17 protein-coding genes and 1 pseudogene are annotated in these 18158 nt (G+C 69.1%); 8 read left to right on the forward strand and 10 right to left on the reverse strand.

Annotated features, from left to right (window positions below; all coding sequences use genetic code 11):
* Window positions 1-54: 54 nt before the first annotated feature.
* From E1P53_RS09570 to E1P53_RS09580, 3 genes are read right to left on the reverse strand one after another with little or no spacing between them, the layout of a single operon-like run.
* Complete coding sequence (locus E1P53_RS09570) at window positions 55-1299, reverse strand: FAS1-like dehydratase domain-containing protein (RefSeq protein ID WP_131734146.1); 1245 nt, start codon at window positions 1297-1299, stop codon at window positions 55-57.
* Entirely contained in the window at window positions 1296-1538 is a 243-nt protein-coding gene (locus E1P53_RS09575) for a hypothetical protein (RefSeq protein WP_131734147.1), read from the reverse strand. The genes E1P53_RS09570 and E1P53_RS09575 overlap by 4 nt, the downstream gene beginning before the upstream one ends.
* Window positions 1535-2686 carry an amidohydrolase family protein gene (locus E1P53_RS09580; protein WP_131734148.1) on the reverse strand — a complete coding sequence of 384 codons (1152 nt, stop codon included), beginning with the start codon at window positions 2684-2686 and terminating at the stop codon, window positions 1535-1537. The genes E1P53_RS09575 and E1P53_RS09580 overlap by 4 nt, the downstream gene beginning before the upstream one ends.
* Before the next feature lie 220 nt (window positions 2687-2906).
* On the opposite strand from E1P53_RS09580, the gene E1P53_RS09585 reads away from it, so the two are divergent.
* Together E1P53_RS09585 and E1P53_RS09590 are read left to right on the forward strand one after the other, a co-directional pair.
* Window positions 2907-3977, forward strand: coding sequence for a DUF7064 domain-containing protein (locus E1P53_RS09585; protein WP_131734149.1), 1071 nt, complete (start codon window positions 2907-2909; stop codon window positions 3975-3977).
* A gap of 2 nt (window positions 3978-3979) precedes the next feature.
* Window positions 3980-5209, forward strand: a pseudogene (locus E1P53_RS09590) (CaiB/BaiF CoA transferase family protein).
* A gap of 175 nt (window positions 5210-5384) precedes the next feature.
* Here the strand turns inward: E1P53_RS09590 and E1P53_RS09595 are convergent.
* The 3 genes from E1P53_RS09595 to E1P53_RS09605 form a co-directional block, all read right to left on the reverse strand.
* Window positions 5385-5693 (reverse strand): hypothetical protein, encoded by a 309-nt coding sequence (locus tag E1P53_RS09595; RefSeq protein ID WP_131734150.1) that lies wholly within the window; start codon window positions 5691-5693, stop codon window positions 5385-5387.
* Window positions 5690-7189, reverse strand: a complete 1500-nt coding sequence (locus tag E1P53_RS09600; protein WP_131734540.1) for a class I adenylate-forming enzyme family protein — start codon at window positions 7187-7189, stop codon at window positions 5690-5692. The genes E1P53_RS09595 and E1P53_RS09600 overlap by 4 nt, the downstream gene beginning before the upstream one ends.
* Before the next feature lie 131 nt (window positions 7190-7320).
* Complete coding sequence (locus E1P53_RS09605) at window positions 7321-8127, reverse strand: FadR/GntR family transcriptional regulator (RefSeq protein WP_244941155.1); 807 nt, start codon at window positions 8125-8127, stop codon at window positions 7321-7323.
* Between the two features lie 162 nt (window positions 8128-8289).
* Between E1P53_RS09605 and E1P53_RS09610 the strand changes: the two genes are divergently transcribed.
* The 3 genes from E1P53_RS09610 to E1P53_RS09620 are packed head-to-tail and all read left to right on the forward strand — an operon-like array spanning window position 8290 to window position 11045.
* On the forward strand, window positions 8290-9783 hold the full coding sequence (locus tag E1P53_RS09610; protein WP_131734152.1) for an aldehyde dehydrogenase family protein: 1494 nt from the start codon (window positions 8290-8292) through the stop codon (window positions 9781-9783).
* Window positions 9780-9968, forward strand: coding sequence for a ferredoxin (locus E1P53_RS09615; RefSeq protein WP_131734153.1), 189 nt, complete (start codon window positions 9780-9782; stop codon window positions 9966-9968). Before E1P53_RS09610 ends, E1P53_RS09615 begins: the two co-directional genes overlap by 4 nt.
* A 36-nt stretch (window positions 9969-10004) precedes the next feature.
* Window positions 10005-11045, forward strand: a complete 1041-nt coding sequence (locus E1P53_RS09620) for a spirocyclase AveC family protein (RefSeq protein ID WP_131734154.1) — start codon at window positions 10005-10007, stop codon at window positions 11043-11045.
* 28 nt (window positions 11046-11073) lie between these two features.
* On the opposite strand, the gene E1P53_RS09625 is transcribed toward E1P53_RS09620, so the two are convergent.
* Window positions 11074-11919, reverse strand: coding sequence for a sulfurtransferase (locus E1P53_RS09625; RefSeq protein ID WP_131734155.1), 846 nt, complete (start codon window positions 11917-11919; stop codon window positions 11074-11076).
* Window positions 11920-11951: 32 nt separating this feature from the next.
* On the opposite strand from E1P53_RS09625, the gene E1P53_RS09630 reads away from it, so the two are divergent.
* Window positions 11952-13190, forward strand: coding sequence for a metallophosphoesterase (locus tag E1P53_RS09630; protein ID WP_131734156.1), 1239 nt, complete (start codon window positions 11952-11954; stop codon window positions 13188-13190).
* An 88-nt stretch (window positions 13191-13278) separates the two neighbouring features.
* Here E1P53_RS09630 and E1P53_RS09635 read toward each other — a convergent pair whose 3' ends face one another.
* Complete coding sequence (locus E1P53_RS09635; RefSeq protein WP_131734157.1) at window positions 13279-14055, reverse strand: enoyl-CoA hydratase; 777 nt, start codon at window positions 14053-14055, stop codon at window positions 13279-13281.
* Between the two features lie 49 nt (window positions 14056-14104).
* Window positions 14105-15169: an enoyl-CoA hydratase/isomerase family protein gene (locus E1P53_RS09640; protein ID WP_006900344.1), complete on the reverse strand. Its 1065-nt coding sequence runs from the start codon at window positions 15167-15169 to the stop codon at window positions 14105-14107.
* 103 nt (window positions 15170-15272) lie between these two features.
* Here E1P53_RS09640 and E1P53_RS09645 point away from each other — a divergent pair, with 103 nt between their 5' ends.
* A complete protein-coding gene (locus E1P53_RS09645; protein WP_131734158.1) occupies window positions 15273-16154 on the forward strand; it encodes a siderophore-interacting protein in 882 nt (293 codons plus the stop codon).
* On the opposite strand, the gene E1P53_RS09650 is transcribed toward E1P53_RS09645, so the two are convergent.
* Window positions 16151-16657, reverse strand: a complete 507-nt coding sequence (locus tag E1P53_RS09650) for a MarR family winged helix-turn-helix transcriptional regulator (protein WP_131734159.1) — start codon at window positions 16655-16657, stop codon at window positions 16151-16153. The genes E1P53_RS09645 and E1P53_RS09650 overlap by 4 nt on opposite strands.
* 64 nt (window positions 16658-16721) lie before the next feature.
* Here E1P53_RS09650 and E1P53_RS09655 point away from each other — a divergent pair, with 64 nt between their 5' ends.
* The gene (locus E1P53_RS09655) at window positions 16722-18104 is read left to right on the forward strand and encodes an FUSC family protein (RefSeq protein ID WP_131734160.1); all 1383 of its coding nucleotides are present in this window, start codon (window positions 16722-16724) and stop codon (window positions 18102-18104) included.
* Window positions 18105-18158 lie beyond the last annotated feature (54 nt).

Here is an 18158-nt window from a genome sequence, read left to right on the forward strand (position 1 = left end):
CGCACGGAAGGAAAGCGGCCCTTCTGGAGTGATCCTCATGCCGCCAGGATCGTCTCAGCCCTCCCGTTCGACCTGCTCCATCTCGTGCCGCAGGATGCCGTCGCGACTGTCGGCCGGCGGATCGGGCAACACCACGGCCGCGTCCCGGGTCGGCAGCAGCACCACCGCACTGGCCGGGGAGGTGACGACGCCGCGCTGGTTCTCGCACCGGAGCTCGATGTGGACCTCGTTGCGTCCGTCCACGTGTCGTTTGTCGACGACCTGCCCCTTCACCCAGGTCGTGTCGCCCATGTAGTTGAAAGCGCGATGCTGCACCGACAGCTTCCACAGCCAGCCGTCGTCGCCGATCCAGTCGGTGATCAGGTGGGTCAGCCAGGTCTCGCGCATGGCGCCGTAGTCGTACGACGTCGGGATGCCGAGTTCGCGCGCCCGCTCGGGTTCCCAGTGCAACCGCTGCACGGTGTCGGGGATGTTGAGCGCGTTGGGCGGATACAGGCCGGGCGCCTTCTTGCGGACCTTGTACGCGTGGCCGAAGGCGCCGTTCGGCGTCAGCTGCATCCCCCAGCCCACGTGCCAGACGACGACGTCGGTGGCGACCAGCGGTCCTTTGACCCTGACCGGCAATGCCTCACCGATCCGGACGTCCTCGAAGTACCGGGGCTCGGAGCCGCGTCGCGCCTCGGCCTCGTAAGCCGCGTCGATCTCCGCGAGCTCCTCGGCCGTGTAAGGAACCTGCTCGAGGTGCTCCTTCTTCCGCTTCTTGGACGCCGAGCGTTCGGCGTTAACCCAGGTGCCTCGACGGATGACGCAGGGCTCGCCGTTCTGGTTGTCGTAGATGAAGGCGCGGGTCACGTGCGCGGACCGGCCGCCGAACCTCGAGGTCTTCGGCACGACCCCGACCTGTGCTCGCAGGCAATGGAGCCGGTCGCCGAGACGCAGCGGTCGCCACCACTCGAACTGCATGATTGCCTGGTACGACCCCAGCCCGGCGAACGGGTCGCCACGGAACAGCGCCTTGGTCTCCGCGTCGGGCCTGGGCGCCGCGTCCTCCCCCATCGTGTAGTGGAAGTTCGGCGGAGCGATGAGCCCGCCCCATCTGGTCGTCGGCCCGTAGGACGGGTCGCACCACAGCGGGTTGTCGTCGCCGTAGGCCTGGGCGAAGTGTCGCACCCCGTCCCAGGTGACCTCGTAGTTGTGCGGCGCGTGGGGAATCCGCTCCGGCACACCGTTGCGGAGTCGGCTGCGTTCGATGGCCTCGTCGGTGAGGACGCCGAAGGTGCCGTTGTCGGTCACCGTCATGAGCCGCTCCGATCCGCGGTCAGCGAGCTCCGGATCTCGACCATGCGGTTGAGCCGGGTCTCGGCCTCCGCCAGCCTCGCGTCGTCTCCCGCACCTCGGAGCTCCTCCACCCGGGCCCGTTCGGCCTCGATCTCGCTGTCGAGCAGCTCGCCGGCCCCATCACGGGTCAGCAGGTCCATGTCGGTCCAGTCCGCGGCCGGGATCTGCTCGACGAGTTCGGGTTCGGGATGGTCGGTCATGACGTCCGCTCGAATCGGAAGAGCTTGCGGGCGTTGAGCTCCACCATCTTGTGGACGTCCTCGTCGGGGACGTCGCGCATCTGCTCGGCGACCACCTTGCGACTGTGGGGCCAGTTGGAGTCGCTGTGCGGGTAGTCGCACTCCCAGGTGATGTTGTCGATGCCGACCTCGTGACGGTTGTCGATGCCGTGCTGATCGGAGATGAAGCAACCGAACATGTGCTCGCGGAACAGATCCGACGGCCGCACCGTCTGGTTGATGTTCTGGTAGTAGCGGTGCTTCTCCCACGTCGCGTCGATGCGTTCGAGCATGTAGGGCACCCAGCCGATGCCGCCCTCGCTCAGCGCGAACTTCAGCTTCGGATGTCGGTGGAACACCGGCGAGAAGAGCAGGTCGGCGGTGGCGTACATCGAGTTGCAGCCGAACAGCGCGATCATCACCGCCATCGGCGCCTCGGGCGCGGTGATCGGGGGCTTGCCCGACGTGCCGAAATGGATCGACAACACCTGCCCGGTCTCCTCGCATGCGTCGAAGACACCGTCCCAGTGGTCGGTGTGGAAGGACGGCAGGCCGAGCGGGACCGGGTTCTCGACGAAAGCGATGGCCCGCGAGCCCTTCTCGGCGGTACGGTGTATTTCCGCGATCGCCAGGTCGGTGTCCCACAGCGGGAGGATCACCATCGGGATGTAGCGATCCGGAGCGGTCGGACACCACTCGTCGAGGACGTAGTCGTTCCACGCCTGCACGCACAGGTGCGCCAGTTCCTTGTCTTCCCCTTCGAGGAAGACGGTGCCGGCAAAACGCGGGAAGGACGGAAAGCACAGGGCCGCGTGCACGCCGTCGACGTCCATGTCGGCCAGACGCGCCTTCGGGTCGTAGCAGCCGGGCAGCATGTCGTCGTAGCGAACCGGCTCCGCGCCGTACTCCTGCGGCTTCTTGCCGGCGACCGCATTCAGTCCGATGTAGGGGTAGATCCGGTCCTCGTAGCTCCAGACCTGTGCCGGCGGACGGTCCGGATGTAGCTGCTTCTCGACGATCGTCGGCCCGGCCTCGAGGAACTTCCGAGGGAGCCGATCCGCCCACAGCATCGGGTGCTCGATGAGGTGGTCGTCGGTCGAGATCAGTTGCATGTGATCCTGCAGCGGCATTGCATCTCCTCGCGTTTCGCCCGATCAGGACCGGGCACCATCGGCTGCTCACGGCACCTGCCCAGCGCTGGGCCACGCTCCCATCGTGGCACGCACGAACCCGGCCGGACAAGGAAATCAGACGAATGAGTTATCTGTTTCAGCTTGGCGGAATCATCACTAAATGAGTTAACCCTATGCTAGCGTCCGAGAGGCGCCAGTCGACGAGAGAACCGGCGAGATCACCGCCGACACACCCTTCTCCCCGGAGGACGACACCTTCCACGTGCCGCCCACCGACGACCCGTACTGGGTGGAGACCAACTGGTGGTCGTTCAACGTGCCCGAGCGCCACCTCGGCGGCTGGTTGCACGCACGCTACGACGTGAACCGCGGCACGGTCACCTGGCGGGTCTTCGTCTGGGACCCGAGCGGTGCCGATCTCGGTCGGCTCGCGTACTACCGCACCGCCGTCGACAAGCCGATGCCCGAGAACCCCGACCTCCGCGACATCACGTTCCCGCACGGCGGATTCTCGGTGAAGATGCTCGAACCGCTGATGCGGTACCAGATCTCCTACACCGACCCGGACAACGACTTCTCCATCGCCTTCGAGCACGACGCGGTCCACCCACCGCGACGCTTCACCCCGGGCGAGCCCCCGGCGATGCACAGCCCGCACCTGGACCAACTGGGCCATCAGGTCGGTGAACTCGTCCTGCGCGGCGAGTCCATCCCCATCGACTCCTATTCCATCCGCGACCGCACGTGGGGCCCCCGGGGCGGCCACCACATGCAGTCCAAGAAGCCGGAGTACCTGCGCGGCGAGCACAAGGTGCTGCACCCGGGCGGACCCCGCTGGCGCGAGATCGAACGCGAGCGCGGCCGCGGCCGAATCCAGTACATCTTCGGTCATTCGGGTCCGAACACCGGCTTCCTCGGCTTCGTCCGTCCCCAGGACGGCGACGCCGCGGGTTGGTCCCCGCTCAATCACGGATGGTTGCTGCGCGACGGCCGTTTCGAGCGCCTCGACAAGACCCGCTCCCGCATGCGGAACTTCCGCGATCCGAGGACCGGGTGGAGCGCACACATGCAAGTGGACCTCACCGATCTCGCCGGCCGGACGATGTACGCCGAGGGTTTCTCGGTCAGTCACATGTGCGAGGGCGGGACCGGCAGCAATGCGCTGATGCGCTGGGAGTTCGACGGTGAGATCGGTTGGGGCGAGGACCAGGACGGCTGGAAGCGCTCCCACTGGGTCAAGATGATGAACGCGTTGCGCGCCACGAGCACCCCCGACCAGGAGAAGTGAGCATGTCCGCCGACGAGACCAATTCTGTCGCACCACCTTTCGACGGCGTGCGGGTCGTCGAGATCGCCGCGTGGACCTTCGTTCCGGGCGCCGGCGCCATCCTGGCCGACCTGGGCGCCGACGTGATCAAGGTCGAACCGCCGAGCGGGGACCCGCAACGCAACCTCCAGAACGCGCTGAACCGGAAGGAGGGGGCGCCGAACCCCTTTCTCGAGGTGCCCAACCGCGGGAAGCGCAGCATCACTCTCGATCTCACCACCGACGACGGCCACGACCTGCTGCTGACGCTCGTCGAGAAGGCCGATGTCGTGCTCACCAGTTACCTACCCGCGCAACGCGCGAAGCTCCGCGTCGACATCGACGACCTGATGGCGGTCAACCCGCAGCTGGTCTATGTCCGGGGCACCGGCTGGGGCTCCAAGGGCGACAAGGTGAATGTCGGCGGCTTCGACGCGGCGGCCGCCTGGTCGGCGGGCGGCACGATGCACAAGCTCACGCCGCCGGGAGCCGAGCGACCCACCATGCAGCCGGCCGCCTACTACGACCTGCAGGGCTCGAGCGCGATAGCGGGTGCGGTGGGCATGGCCCTGTTCCGCCGTGAACGCACCGGCACGGGAGGGGTCGTCGACGTCTCACTCCTCAACACCGGCATGTGGCCGCTGAGCCCGGACCTCACCGCGGCGCCCTAGATCGGGGAGATCCCGCGACAGGGCCGCACCGATGCCCCGAACCCGATCGTCAACGCCTACCGCACCAAGGACGATCGCTGGATCAACCTCGTATGCCTGCAGGCCGAACGGTTCTGGGGCGAGCTGTGCGCCCTCATCGACCGCGTCGACCTGATCGTCGACGAACGCTTCTCCGACGACCTGGCGCGCTATACCCATCGGCGCGAGTGCATCGCCGAGCTCGACAAGACCTTCGCCGAACGCACTCTCGACGAATGGAAGACCGTGCTGAGCGGGTTCTCCGGCGTGTGGGCGGCGGCCGCGACCGTCGCCGAACTCCACGACGACAAGCAGGTCCTCGACAACGGTTTCCTGCCCGAGGTGCCGGCCGCCGACGGTTCGGCGTTCCGGGTCGTCGCTCCGCCGTACCACTTCGACGAGCAGCCGACGACTCCGCGGCGCGCCGCCCCCGCGCTCGGTGAACACACCGAGGAGATCCTGTGCGAGGCGGGACTCGACGCGCAGCGGATCACCGAATTGAAAGAGCGTGGAGCGCTCGGCTGAGGCCGTCTCCCGACTGCCGCCGAGGATGCCCAGGGTGCCGGCGGACCTCCACACCGCGCGCCCGGTCGGGCGGCACTCTCCCACCCGTCGAGGTGTGGTGTGCGGACCACCTCGACGCGCACCGCGTCGCGCATACCGGTCTTGGCGCCGCGGCTCATGATGCCGACGCGCTCTCCTAGTCGCTGGCCGGAAGGGGCTTGGCGGCCTTGATCTCCAGGGGTGTGGTCCCGATCGCCAGTGTGCCCGCTCCCGCCTTGGTGACCAGCACCTCGAGTCCCGGTGCGTCCTCGGAGGTGTAGCGTTTGCCCAACTGGGTGCCGGTATCGAGTCCGGCCGAGATCTCCACCCTCTCGACCGGCTCGCCCTTCGGCACGAGAGGCGCACCGCCGCAGGTGAGTTCGACTTCGGAGTCGGGTGCGGTCACCACCACGACCTCCGTGTCGCAGGTCTGGCTGCAGAGTCTGGTGCCTGGCTTCAGGGTCATGACCTTTCCTGTGCTCGTTCGAATTGCGCCACCAACCGGCGGTGCAGGACCTTGCCGGTGGCGGTCTGCGGCAGCTCGTCCACCCAGATCACCTCGTCGGGCGTGCGAGACCCGCGCAACCGGGCACGCACGTGGGAACGCACCTCGTCCTCGGTGATGTCGGTCCTCGGATCGCGCACGACCACCGCGACGAGCCGCTGGCCCCATTCCTCGTCGGGAAGCCCGATGACCGCGGTCTCGCGCACGCCCGGGTGAGTGAGCAGCACGTCCTCGATCTCCGCAGGCGCGATGTTCTCCCCGCCCCGGATGATCGTGTCGTCGGCGCGGCCCGCGATGAACAGATAGCCGTCGGCGTCGACCCACGCCCGGTCGTTGGTGGGGAACCAGCCGTCCTCGTCGAGGACCGAGCCCTTGCCCAGGTAGGTGCCCGAGACCTGTGCGCCGCGCACGAAGAGCAACCCGATCTCGCCCGGCCCGACGGGGTTGCCGTCCGCGCCGCGGATCTCGATCTCCATGCCGGGCACGGGCCGCCCGACGCTCTCGAGGCGACGCCGGATCCGCGGGTCGTCCGAGGCGAGCGCGGCCGCATGGTCCTCGGGTCCCAGCAGCGCCAGCGTCGAACTGGTCTCGGTGAGCCCGTAGGCATTGCAGAACCCGGCTTCGGGGAACGCGCGCATCGCCCGTTCGAGAACCGGGAGCGGAAGGCGCGCACCGCCGTAGGAGACGAGCCGCAGCGCCGGCGCCTTCGCGACCCGCCCGTCGAGCGCGTCGACGATGCGCGCGAGCATGGTGGGAACGACGGTCGCCGATGAGATCGATTCCCGGGCAATCAGTTCCAGCCACTCCTCGGCGTCGAAGTCGGGCAGGTGCACGACGCGGCGGCCTCCGTAGAAGTTGGTGAGCGTCGCACCCACGGCGGCCACGTGGTACGGCGGCACGGTGATCAGCGCCGCCTCGTCGGGGGCCGCGCCCGCGAAATCCACGGTGGCGAAGACATAGGCCTGCAGGTTCTCATGCCGCAGCGGGACGATCTTCGGCTTCGACGTGGTCCCGCTGGTGTGGAGGAGGACCGCGGGCGCGTCGTCCGGGACATCGAGGGGAGGCAACGGCTCCGACGACCGCGCCATGGCCAGGAAGTCGTCGAGACCGAGGACCTGATCACGGCCGGCGACCTTGTCGCGGTAGCGCTCCTCCACGACGACCAGCGGGCGTCGGAAGTCGGCGATCAACTCCGCGAGTACCTCGTCGCCGAGCCGGTAGTTGACCGGCACGAACGGGACGCCCGCACAGACCGAGGCGAAGAACACCTGCGGGTAGCCCGGGCCGTTCCGGCCCAGGTAGATCACCTCGGACGGGTCACGCTCGGAGATGACCGCCGCCCCGCCGCGAGCGGCGGCGACGACGTCGGCATGGGTGAGCCCGGACTCGCGGCCACCGAGAGCGATTCGATCACCGAGCCCGGATTCGACCATGTCCAGCAAGAGCCCGACGCCCATGATTCCAGCCAATCCACGTGAGGTCACGGTCATGTGGCGCAGCACGCGGCCACGCATCCCCATCGTAGATCATTCAGTGCAATCAGTTAGCCGATTTGGACAACCATGGGCACCGCGAGGGCCCGTCGGGCTCAGTTGAAGAGGTCGACCACGGACTCGGTGGCGAAGCGGCCCCACAGCATCTTCTTCGCGACCGAGCTCATGTGACGCTTCCAGTGCGCCTCCGCACCGTCGGCATCCCCGGCCTCGACCAGCGCGACCAGCTTGCGATAGGCGCGGATCGTCTTCTTGAACTGCGTGACCACCTCGTCGGTGTCGGTGGTCCGGGAGACGACGCGCGACATGTGCGTGGCGACGACGTCCGCCAGGACGCGACCGACCAGGCCGAGCGTCTGGTTCCCGGCGCGCTCGAGGAGGAGGTCGTGGAAGCGGAACGCGGCGGTCGACCAGGTGTCGAGGTCGGCCGACTCGGCACCGGCGTCGACGAGGGCGGCGAGATCGTCGATGACCTCGGTGAGCGCCTCGATGTCGTCGTCATCGTGCCGGGCGGCCAGCATCCTCACCGCGGCGGGCTCGAGCACCATGCGGGCCTCGTAGAGGTCGGCGAGGGTGGTGTGCTGGATCTGCAAGAGGAGGCCGAAGTACCTCGCCGCGACCGAGACATCGGGCGAAACCACCTGCACCCCACCGCGAGACCCGCGTCGCACGACGATGAGCGACTCGTTCTCGAGAATGCGGAACGCCTCCCGCAGGGTGGGCCGCGATACGTCGAATCGTTGTCCCAGCACGGTTTCCGGCGGAAGCATGTCACCGGGCTTGAGCACGCCGCGGACGATCTGACCACGCAGCTGAGCGGCGATGAGTTCAGCCGTCTTCGGAACCTGAATCCGCTTGGGCAATCCGCTCTCGTCGAACGAGTTGTTGGCCAATTCCCACACCTTCCGGACGCCGGCGACAGCCGAGCGGGGTTCAGCCTAGCACCCGGCGATGACCGACCTCTGTTTTGACGGAACCATCGTAAAAATGAACACACCCATTGTGCGGTTTAATCATCTAACTGATCGAGTGACCCCCAACGGCGCAAAGGAGGGGCCGACGCCATGTCGGACACATCGCACGCATCCACCGGGCGTATCCGCAGCGGCCGGCTCTACATCGACGGCAAGTGGGTCGACGGTCACGGCGACGAGGCCATCACCGTCGTCAATCCCGCCACCGAGGAGATCCTCGGCGCCGTGGCCCAGGCCACCGTCGCCGATGTCGAGGACGCGGTCCGCGCGGCGCGCATCGCCTTCGACGAGGGGCCGTGGCCGCGGATGTCGGTCCGCGAGCGGCAGGCCGTGCTGCGGATGATGGCCGAGGGTTTCGCCGAACGTCGTGCCGAGCTGGTGGATCTCAGCATCGCCGAGGCCGGTTCCACCCGCGCACTCGCCGAGTTCCTGCAGGTCGGCACTCCGATCGAGCACTTCACCGATCTCGTCGACCGGGTGATGCCCGCCTTCGACTGGGAGACCCCGCTGCCGCCGATGGTGGGCAACGGCATCGGCCAGGGCGTCGTGGTCCGCGAACCCTACGGCGTCGCGGCCCTGATCACGCCGTTCAACTTCCCGCTGTTCCTCAACCTCTGCAAGGTCGGACCGGCCCTCGCCGCCGGGTGCACGGTGGTGCTCAAGTGCTCGCCGTACACGCCGTTCGAGGCGCTCGTCGTCGCCGAGGTCGCCGAGGCGGCGGGGCTGCCGCCGGGCGTGCTCAACGTCATCACCGGCGACGCCGACGCCGGGGAGGCGCTCACCACCCATCCGGGGGTCGACATCGTCAGCTTCACCGGCAGCGACATCGTGGGCGCCAAGGTCTACGGCCAGGGCGCGCAGTCGCTGAAGAAGGTGGTCCTCGAACTCGGCGGCAAGTCGGCGAACATCCTGCTCGACGACACCGATCTCGACAAGGTGATGCAGAGCGTGCTCGGGGGCTTCATCACCCACGCCGGCCAGGGATGTGCGCTCATGACCCGCGTCCTCGTCCACGAATCCCTGCACGACGAACTCGTCGGTCGCATCACGATGGCGCTGGACCACATCCCCGTCGGCGACCCCGCCGATCCGAACGTGGTCATGGGCCCGCTCATCCGCGAGGCACAGCGTGCCCGGGTAGAGGAACTGATCAAGGTCGGCCAGGCCGAAGGTGCCCAGATCGCCTACGGCGGTGGGCGTCCCGCCGGCCTGGACAAGGGCTTCTTCGTCGAACCCACCCTGTTCGTGGGCGTCGACAACAGCATGACGATCGCGCAGAGCGAGATCTTCGGCCCCGTCGGCGTGGTCATCCCCTTCTCCGATGACGACGAGGCCGTGCAGATCGCCAACGACAGCCCCTACGGCCTCTCCGGCGGGGTCTGGTCGGCCGACCCCGTCCGCGCACACGCGGCGGCCCGCCGTCTCCGCACCGGCATGGTCGTGGTCAACGGAGGCGGTGGCGGACTCATGCCCGACGGGCCGTTCGGCGGATACAAGCGCAGCGGCATCGGTCGCGAATTCGGCGCCCACGGGCTCTCGGAATTTCTGCAGCACAAGACGATCCAATGGCCGGCGGCGCGATGAGAATCGTCGTCGATCGGGAGGGGTGCGGCGGCCACGGACGGTGCGTCGCCGTCGCACCGGAGCTGTTCGACCTCGACGACGACGGGATCAGCCTCCCACTCGTCGACGAGCTCGCGACCGACCAGGAGGCCGCCGCCAAGGACGCGATCGCCAACTGCCCGCAGAGCGCGATCCGAATCGACTGAGACCGGCCACCGGTCGTCGGGAGGACTGAGGGATACATGTCGAGTTCGCTTGGGGAGAAACCCGATTCGGGAGTCGGGCAGTTCTCTCCGGAAGAACCGGTCGCCGAGCCGGTGGCCAAGGATTCCCCGCCGATCGTCTGGCTGGCCCGCCTGGGCGCGGTCTTCCTGGCCATCCAGGCCTATGTCTACATCCGCTGGATCTTCTCCGACTCCTTCACCCCGATCCCGACCGGACCGGACGCGGTGCCCACCCACACGCTGGTCATCATCCGGGCGTCGGAGGTCATCTGCGTCGTCGGCGTGATCGCGTCGATTGTCTGGCTCGTGCACCGCACCCGCAAGGACGGGCGGTTCCCGACCATCGGCGTCTTCATGTTCGGGTGGTTGCTCACCTGCTGGCAGGACGTCGGGGTCAACGCGGTGCGGCCGGTGTTCTCCTACAACTCGGCGTTCCTCAACATGGGCACCTGGGGCGAGTTCGTGCCGGGCTGGGTCAGCAAGGGCCCCGAGACACCGGCGCCGATCCTCTACGAACTGGCCGACTACATGCTGTTCCTGCCGCTGGCGGTGGTGGGCATCGACAAGGCGGTGCGGGCCGCGCGCACACGTTGGCCGCGGCTGAACAAGGCCGGGATCATCGTCGCGCTGCTCGTGATCTTCTTCGTCCTGGACACCTTCACCGAACAGGTCCTGCAGCGTCAGGGCCTGTGGTCGTACTTGCGGGTCGACGGGACATGGTCGATATTCACCGGCAGTGTCAACCAGTTCCCGCTGTACGAGGGCATCTTCTTCGGCTCGGTGATCATGGTCGTGTCCATGTCGTTCTACCTGTTCCGTCGCGACGGCGACCAACTCATCACCGACGCCGGCATCGAGCGGCTGAAGATCACCCGCGGTGTGGGATTCGTGCGCGTCCTCGCCTTCAGCGCGGTGATGAACGTGATCCTCGCCGTGTTCTTCCTGGGCTTCAACCTCGTCAACATGCACGCCGACGTCGCACCCGCGGACGTGCCGAGCTATCTGCACCAGAACATGTGCGGTCTGGCCGAGAACCCGCCCTGTCCGCACATCGAGTAGCCGGTGCGGCCGCGGATCGCGTGCCGGCTCAGCGCTCGGGCTCGTCTCCGGTGACGACGGGGCGGTCGGGGTCCGACGACCACTGCGAGAACGAGCCGGGGAACAACGTCGCGTCGACGCCCGCGACCGCCAGCGCCGCGATCTCGTGCGCGGCGTTGATCCCGGAGCCGCAGTAGACCACGACGCGCTCGGCGTCCGGTCCGACGCCGAGACCGGAGAACCGGCGGCGCAGGTCCTCGGCGGGCAGGAAGCGGCCGGAGTCGTCGATGTTCTCGACGGTGGGGGCGCTGATCGCACCCGGGATGTGGCCGGCGCGCGGGTCCACCGGTTCGACGTCCCCGCGGTAGCGCTCGCCGGCCCGCGCATCGAGCAGGACGGAGTCGCCCGCCGCGACCTCGTCGATCGTGGCGACCGGAAGGTTCCCGGCCGTGAGCGTCACGTTTCCGGGTCTGGGCCGTCCGCCGTCACCGCTCGTGGTCCGCAGGCCCTCGGCCGTCCAGGCGGCCAGGCCGCCGTCGAGGAGTCTCACGTCGACGATCCCCGCCCAGCGCAGCAGCCACCATGCCCGTGCCGCGGCGAGGTTGCCGGAGTCGTCGTAGACGACGACGGGCACGCCGTCGTTGACACCCCAGCGCCGGGCCGCGGCCTGCAGGTCCCCGATCGCCGGCAGCGGGTGCCGCCCGCCGTCGGCGCCCGACGGCGGTGCCGCGAGTTCGGTGTCGAGATCGACGTACACCGCGCCCGGGATGTGCGCCTCGCGGTAGTGCGCGCGTCCGTCGAAATCGCCGAGCCGCCAGCGCACGTCGAGAACCACCGGCGGGGTCCCGAGAAGCTGTTCGGCCAGGTCGAGCGGGGTGATGAGTACGTCGGGCATGTCGCGAGCCTACCGATGGGCAGAATGGTCCGGTGGCTCTCATCCCCGCGGTCGTGTTCGGCCTGCTCACCTTCTGGCTGCACCGACGCCTCGTACGGGCCACCGCGCTCCCCCGGCCCTGGTCGGTCGTCGTCGACGCAGCACTGGTCGTGCTCTGGGCCCTCGCACTGGTCGGATTCGTAACCGGGCGGTGGTTCGACCCAGGGTGGGCGCGGCCGCTCGCCTTCGCGGGGTTCGTCTGGCTGGCCGCCTTCTTCTACCTGTTCCTGGGGCTCGCGGCGGTGGGCCTGGTCTCGTTCGGTGCGAGCACGGTTCGCCGGCTCCGCCGACGGTCCCGGACCGAGGGCCCCGAAGCCGATGGCGAGCCCCCGGATTCCGAGACCCCAGACACCGAGACCCCAGACACCGAGACCCCGGACACCGAGACCCCGGACAGCTCGGCAGCCGCCCGTCTGCGTCGTCTGCGCATCGCGACCGCCGCGGTGATCGTCGTGGCGCTGGGCACCACCGCATACGGCATCGTCGAGGCCTCCAGGCCGCAGGTGACCGAGGTCGGCGCCGAATTGCCCGGACTGCCAGAGCAATTCGACGGACTACGGATCGCCGTCGTCTCCGACCTGCACGTGGGGCCGACCCGCGATGCGTCGTTCACCCGGCGCGTCGTCGATCAGGTGAACGCCCGGCGGCCCGACCTGATCCTGCTGGTCGGCGACCTGACCGACGGCAGGATCCCGCTCGTCCGCGACACCCTCGAACCCATCGCGGACCTCCGCGCGCCGCTCGGCGTCTTCGGGGTGAGCGGTAACCACGAGTACTACTCCGACGACGGCGGCCGCTGGCTCGACGTGTGGGAGGAACTCGGGGTTCGCACCCTGCGGAACGACCGGGTCCCACTGACGGTCGACGGGGCCACCATCCAGCTCGCCGGCGTGCACGACGCCACCGCGCCCGAACCGTATGAACCCGATCTCCCGGCAGCGCTCGAGGGCTCCGACCCCGACGATTTCGTCCTCCTGCTCGCCCATCAGCCCAAACAGGTCGTCGAGGCGTCTGAGCTGGGCGTCGGGCTGCAATTCTCCGGACACACGCACGGCGGGCAACTATGGCCCATCCGCTATCTCGTTCCGCTGCAACAGCCCTCGGTCACCGGTCTGGAACGTTTCGGGGACACGACCCTCTACACGACACGCGGCGCAGGGGCCTGGGGCCCGCCGGTCCGGGTCCTCGCGCCGCCGGAGATCACGATGTTCACGCTGCAGGCGAGTCCCTGACAAAAAGAACCCACCCTTCTTCTGCCAGATCCTCCGGCCGAGAACCGGGAGAAGTACCGAAGAAGGGTGGGTTCGTGACGAAGTCAGATCAGCGGTGCTTGAAGTCGGGATCCCGCTTCTCGACGAACGCGGCCATGCCCTCGGTCTGGTCGTCGGTGGCGAAGGTCGAGTAGAACAGGGCGCGCTCGGCGCGGACGCCCTCGGCCAGGCTCGACTCGAACGCGCGGTTGACGGCCTCCTTGGCCAGGGACGCCGCGATGAGCGACTTCGAGGCGATGACCTCGGCAACCTCGATGGCCTTGGCGAGCGCCTCCTCCTTCGGCACGACGCGGGAGACCAGGCCCAGCCGCTCGGCCTCGTCGACCTTCATCTGGCGGCCGGTGAGGATCATGTCCATCGCCTTGGCCTTGCCGACCGCGCGGGTCAGGCGCTGCGAGCCGCCGATGCCGGGGATGACACCGAGGTTGATCTCCGGCTGGCCGAAGACCGCGTTGTCGCCGGCGATGATGGTGTCGCAGAGCATCGCGAGCTCACAGCCGCCGCCGAGCGCGTAGCCGGTGACCGCGGCGATGATGGGGGTGCGGGTGCGCGACAGCTCGTCCCAGGCTCCGAAGAACTGCTGGTTGGCGACCTCGGCGTAGGTCTTGGTGGACATCTCCTTGATGTCGGCGCCGGCGGCGAAGGCCTTCTCCGAACCGGTGATGACGATGGCGCCGATGCCCTCGTCGACGTCGAACTCCTTGACGACGCCCACGACCTCGTTCATCAGCTCCGAGTTCAGCGCGTTGAGCGCCTTCGGGCGGTTCAGCGTGATGATGCCGACGCGGCCGCGGCGTTCGACGAGGATGGTCTGGTATTCGGTCACGGTCTTCCTTCTTTCCGTTTCGTGAGCTGCGGTGGTGGGCAGTGCCCGGTCAGGCGTCGAATGTCAGGTCGTGCGGCAGCGGCGCGAAGAACTTCTCGACACTCGCCTCGGAGAATTCTGCCCAACTCGGGTTCCGATCCTTGTCGATGACCTGCGCGCGGATTCCCTCGGCCATGTCGGGGTGCAGCAGGCAACGCAGGGAGACCCGGTATTCGCGGACCAGGGTGTCCTCGAGAGTTGCGTCGCCGGCGGCCTCGCGCAGCGAGCGCAGGGTCACCGCCAGCGCGGTCGGCGACTTCGCGGCGATGGTGTCGGCGGTCTTGGTCGCCTCCTCGGTCCCGACGGCTCGGCAACGCTCGATGATCTCCGAGACGGTCTCGGCGGCAAAGGCTTCCGAGATCCACCCGCGCTGCGCGGCGAGCTTGGACTCGGGTGCCTCGGTCGCGAACCGCCCGAGTGCGGCGTCGAGGCCCGAGGAGCCGATGGCCTCGATGAACTCGGGCAGCGACTCCGACGGGACATAGTGGTCGGCGAGGCCCATCGCGATGGCGTCGGCGCCGCTCAGGTGCGCCGCGGTCAGGCCGGCGTAGAGGCCGAGGCCGTCCGGGACGCGCGAGAGCAGGTGCGTGCCGCCGACATCGGGCACGAAGCCGATGCCGACCTCGGGCATGGCCAGGCGGGTGCGGTCGGTGACCACACGGGTGTTGCCGTGCGCGGACACGCCGACGCCGCCGCCCATGACGATGCCGTCCATGATCGCGACGTACTTCTTGGGGAACCGCGAGATCGCGGCGTTGAGCCGGTACTCGTCGAACCAGAACTTCGCCGACGGCGAGTTCTCCGCGTCGAGGTCGGTGGCGTCCGGGTTGCCGCTCAGCGCCGCGGCGTCGCGGTGGATGGCGACGATGTCGCCGCCCGCGCACAGGCCGCGCTCCCCGGCGCCGTAGAGGACCACGGCCGCCACCGCGTCATCGGTGGCCCAGCCGTCGAGCAGCTTCGCCATCTCGGTGACCATCTCGTGGTCGATGGCGTTGATCGACTTCGGGCGGTTGAGGATCAGCGACCTCGCCGATCCGTTCTCCTCCGCCAGGACCGACCCTGTTTGTTCCGACACGCGCGAACTCCTCTCCACACCGACAGGCCTCCACAGATGGTTGCATATCCTAGTAATAGAAACCAGTGCCCTTGTCCGCCGCCTCCGACGTTACGGTGGCCGGATGGGCTACTCGAGAGCACGCGTCACCCACGTCGCCGACCTGACACCCAACCTGCGACGACTCGTCTTCGCCGTCGCCGACCTGCCCGGACTCGGCCTGCCGGGTGTGGCCGACGAGGCGGTGGGCATCTACTTCCCGGCGCCCCCGCATACCTCCGCACCGGACATGGAGTGCCGGGACGGGACCTGGGCCTACCACGACGTCGACCCGGTTCCCGAGGGCCGCAACTATTCGATCCGCGCCGTCGACGCCACGGCGCGCACGGTCACCGTGGACTTCGTCGTCCACGACGCCGGCCCCGCGACGAGCTGGGCGCAGCGCGCCGAGCCCGGTCACGAGGTCGTCATGACCCACGCACGCGGCTGGTTCGCCCCGCCGCCGGATGCCCGCAGCCTGGTGCTGGCCGCGGACCTCGCCGGGCTGCCCGCACTCGCCCGCATCGTCGAGGAATGCACCCCGGACGTTCGTGTCACGACGATCGTCGAGGTCCCGACCCCGACGGACCTGGGCTACCTCGCGCGCGACGTGACGAGCGAGGTCGAGACGATCACCCTCGTCGGCGGCAACGGACGATCACCGAGCGGGCTCGCGGAGGCGATCCGCGCACTCGACCTGCCGACCGCCGGCGGCTATTGCTGGTTCGCCGGCGAGGCCGCCGAGTCCCGCGCCGTACGCAAGCACCTGCGTGACGAGTTGGGTTGGGGCCGAGACCGTTACGACGTCATCGGCTACTGGCGGCGCGACGGCGAGCGGTGGTCGCAGGCGTATGCGGAGCACAGTGCCGAGCTGTTCGCCGTCTATCAGCAGGCGCTCGCCGCAGGCAAGAGCGAGAAGCAGGCGGCGGAGGAGTTCGACGAGGCGCTCGAGCGCGCCGGCCTCTAGCCCCGCCCCTCGACGTTGCGCGTCACCCGCCGGAGCAGTTCGGTCAGCGTCGCGATCTCGGCGTCGTCGAGTCCGTCGAGCATCCGTCGCTCGGCCTCGGTGCGACGCGGGAACTGTTCGTCCACGAGGGCCCTCCCCTCGTCCGTCAGCGACAGGAGCACGACGCGACCGTCGCGTTCGAGGCGATGGCGCTCGACGAGTCCCATCGCCACCAGCCGTTCGACGTTCTTGGTCGTCGAGGCCCCCGATATCCCGGTCACCGACGTCACCTCGCTGGCGCGCAGCGGGGTGTCGCTGCGCGCCAGGGCGCCGAGGACGTCGAACTCGGTGCGGGTGATCCCGCTCGACGCGAGGTCGCGGTCCAGGCGGGCCAGTGCCAGTGCGGCGATCCGGACCGTCCGCCCGATGACGTCGACGGGCCTGAGGTCGAGGTCGGGGTAGCGCACCGCCCACCCGGCACGGACCTTCTCCACGACGTCGGCATCCTCGTGGCGCTCTGACATGCGGCGATCCCCTCTTCGGACAACTGTTTTATAGATAATTTACCAATAAACTAATATGGGGTGCATGATCGTCCCCTCGCCCGACCGCCTCCGCACCCGACTGCGCGTCTCACGTGGCGCGCTGGCGCATTCGGTGTCGGCGGCCGCCTGGCGGGGAGCGCTGGAGGTACGACGAGCGGATCCCACCACCGCCGTCGCGCTGCGGGTGGGGCTCGCGGTCCTGATCGTCCTGGTCGCGGGCGGACTGTCCGGGCAGACCGAGGTCGCCGGTTTCGCGGCCCTCGGCGCGCTGGCGTCGGCGTTCCTGCGCTACGAGCCGTACCCGCGGCTGGCCCACAGACTCGCCGGGGTGGCCGGGCTCATCGTCGCCTCGACGGCATTCGGGGCGATGCTCGGCGTCACGGGCGCCGGCATCTGGGTGCAGGTCGTCGCCGTGTCGGCGGCCGCCGCCCTCGTGTACTGGCTGGTGCAGGTCGCAGGCATCACGGGACCGGGACCGGTGGTGATGATCTTCGCGGCGACGGGCGCCGCCGGGTATGCCGACACCGCGGTCGCCGCCGGCCACGCCGTCGCAGCGGCCGCGGCGGGCGGACTCGTCGGCTGGCTCGTCGCGATGGCGCCGATGCTCACGCATCCGCACAGCCCGTCCCGGATCGCGTTCGCCCGCGCGCTGGCCGCGGTGGCCGAGGTCGAGCAGCTGGGCGCCGACGCGGTTCCGGCCGCACGGGCGGCCATCGATCGCGCGCGGGATGCGCTGGCCGACACCCCCTCGCGGCGGGTCGACCGTCACGTGCTCGAACTCCTCGCGCTCGTCGACGCCGCGAAGGCCACGCTCGACGGCCGCCGAGCCGACACCGCGGCCCTCGACGACTTCGCCCGCCTGGAGGCAGAGCTCCGCAGGGTGCGCAGCGACATCGGCACACCACGGGTCGACGCGGCGGCAGCCGGACTCCCCGCGTCACGCGGCCGCGAAACACGCAAGCGCACGACAGATCGCCGCCTGTGGTCCGGTGCGACCCGGGTGGGCGTCGCCTCGCTCGTCGCGGGCGGCCTGGCGTCGGCGTGCGGCCTGTCCCATCCGCTGTGGGCGATCCTCGGCGCGGTCGCGACGCTGCAGGGCGTGAACTACTCCCACACCGTGCAGCGCGGCATCCAGCGACTGCTGGGCAACGCGGCGGGCGCGGTGCTCGCCGCGGCGTTCCTGGCCGTCGATCCCGGCTACTGGCCGCTGGCGATCGCCGCCGTCGCCTGCCAGACCGGCGCCGAACTCACCGTGACCCGCAACTACGCCGCCGCGACGACCTTCGTCACCGGGACCGCGCTGCTGCTGACCGCGATCGGCAATCCGGTCGGGGCCGATGTCGCGGCCGCCCGCGTCGGGGACACGCTCATCGGCGTCGTCATCGGTGTCGCCTTGGCGGCGTTGACCGTTCGCGCGGACGACTGAGGTTCCCGAGCCCCACGCGGCCCGGGTACCCCGTCCACCCCGGGGACCCTGACG

Source organism: Gordonia paraffinivorans (genome assembly GCF_900683595.1).
Classification (GTDB): Bacteria; Actinomycetota; Actinomycetes; order Mycobacteriales; family Mycobacteriaceae; genus Gordonia; species Gordonia paraffinivorans.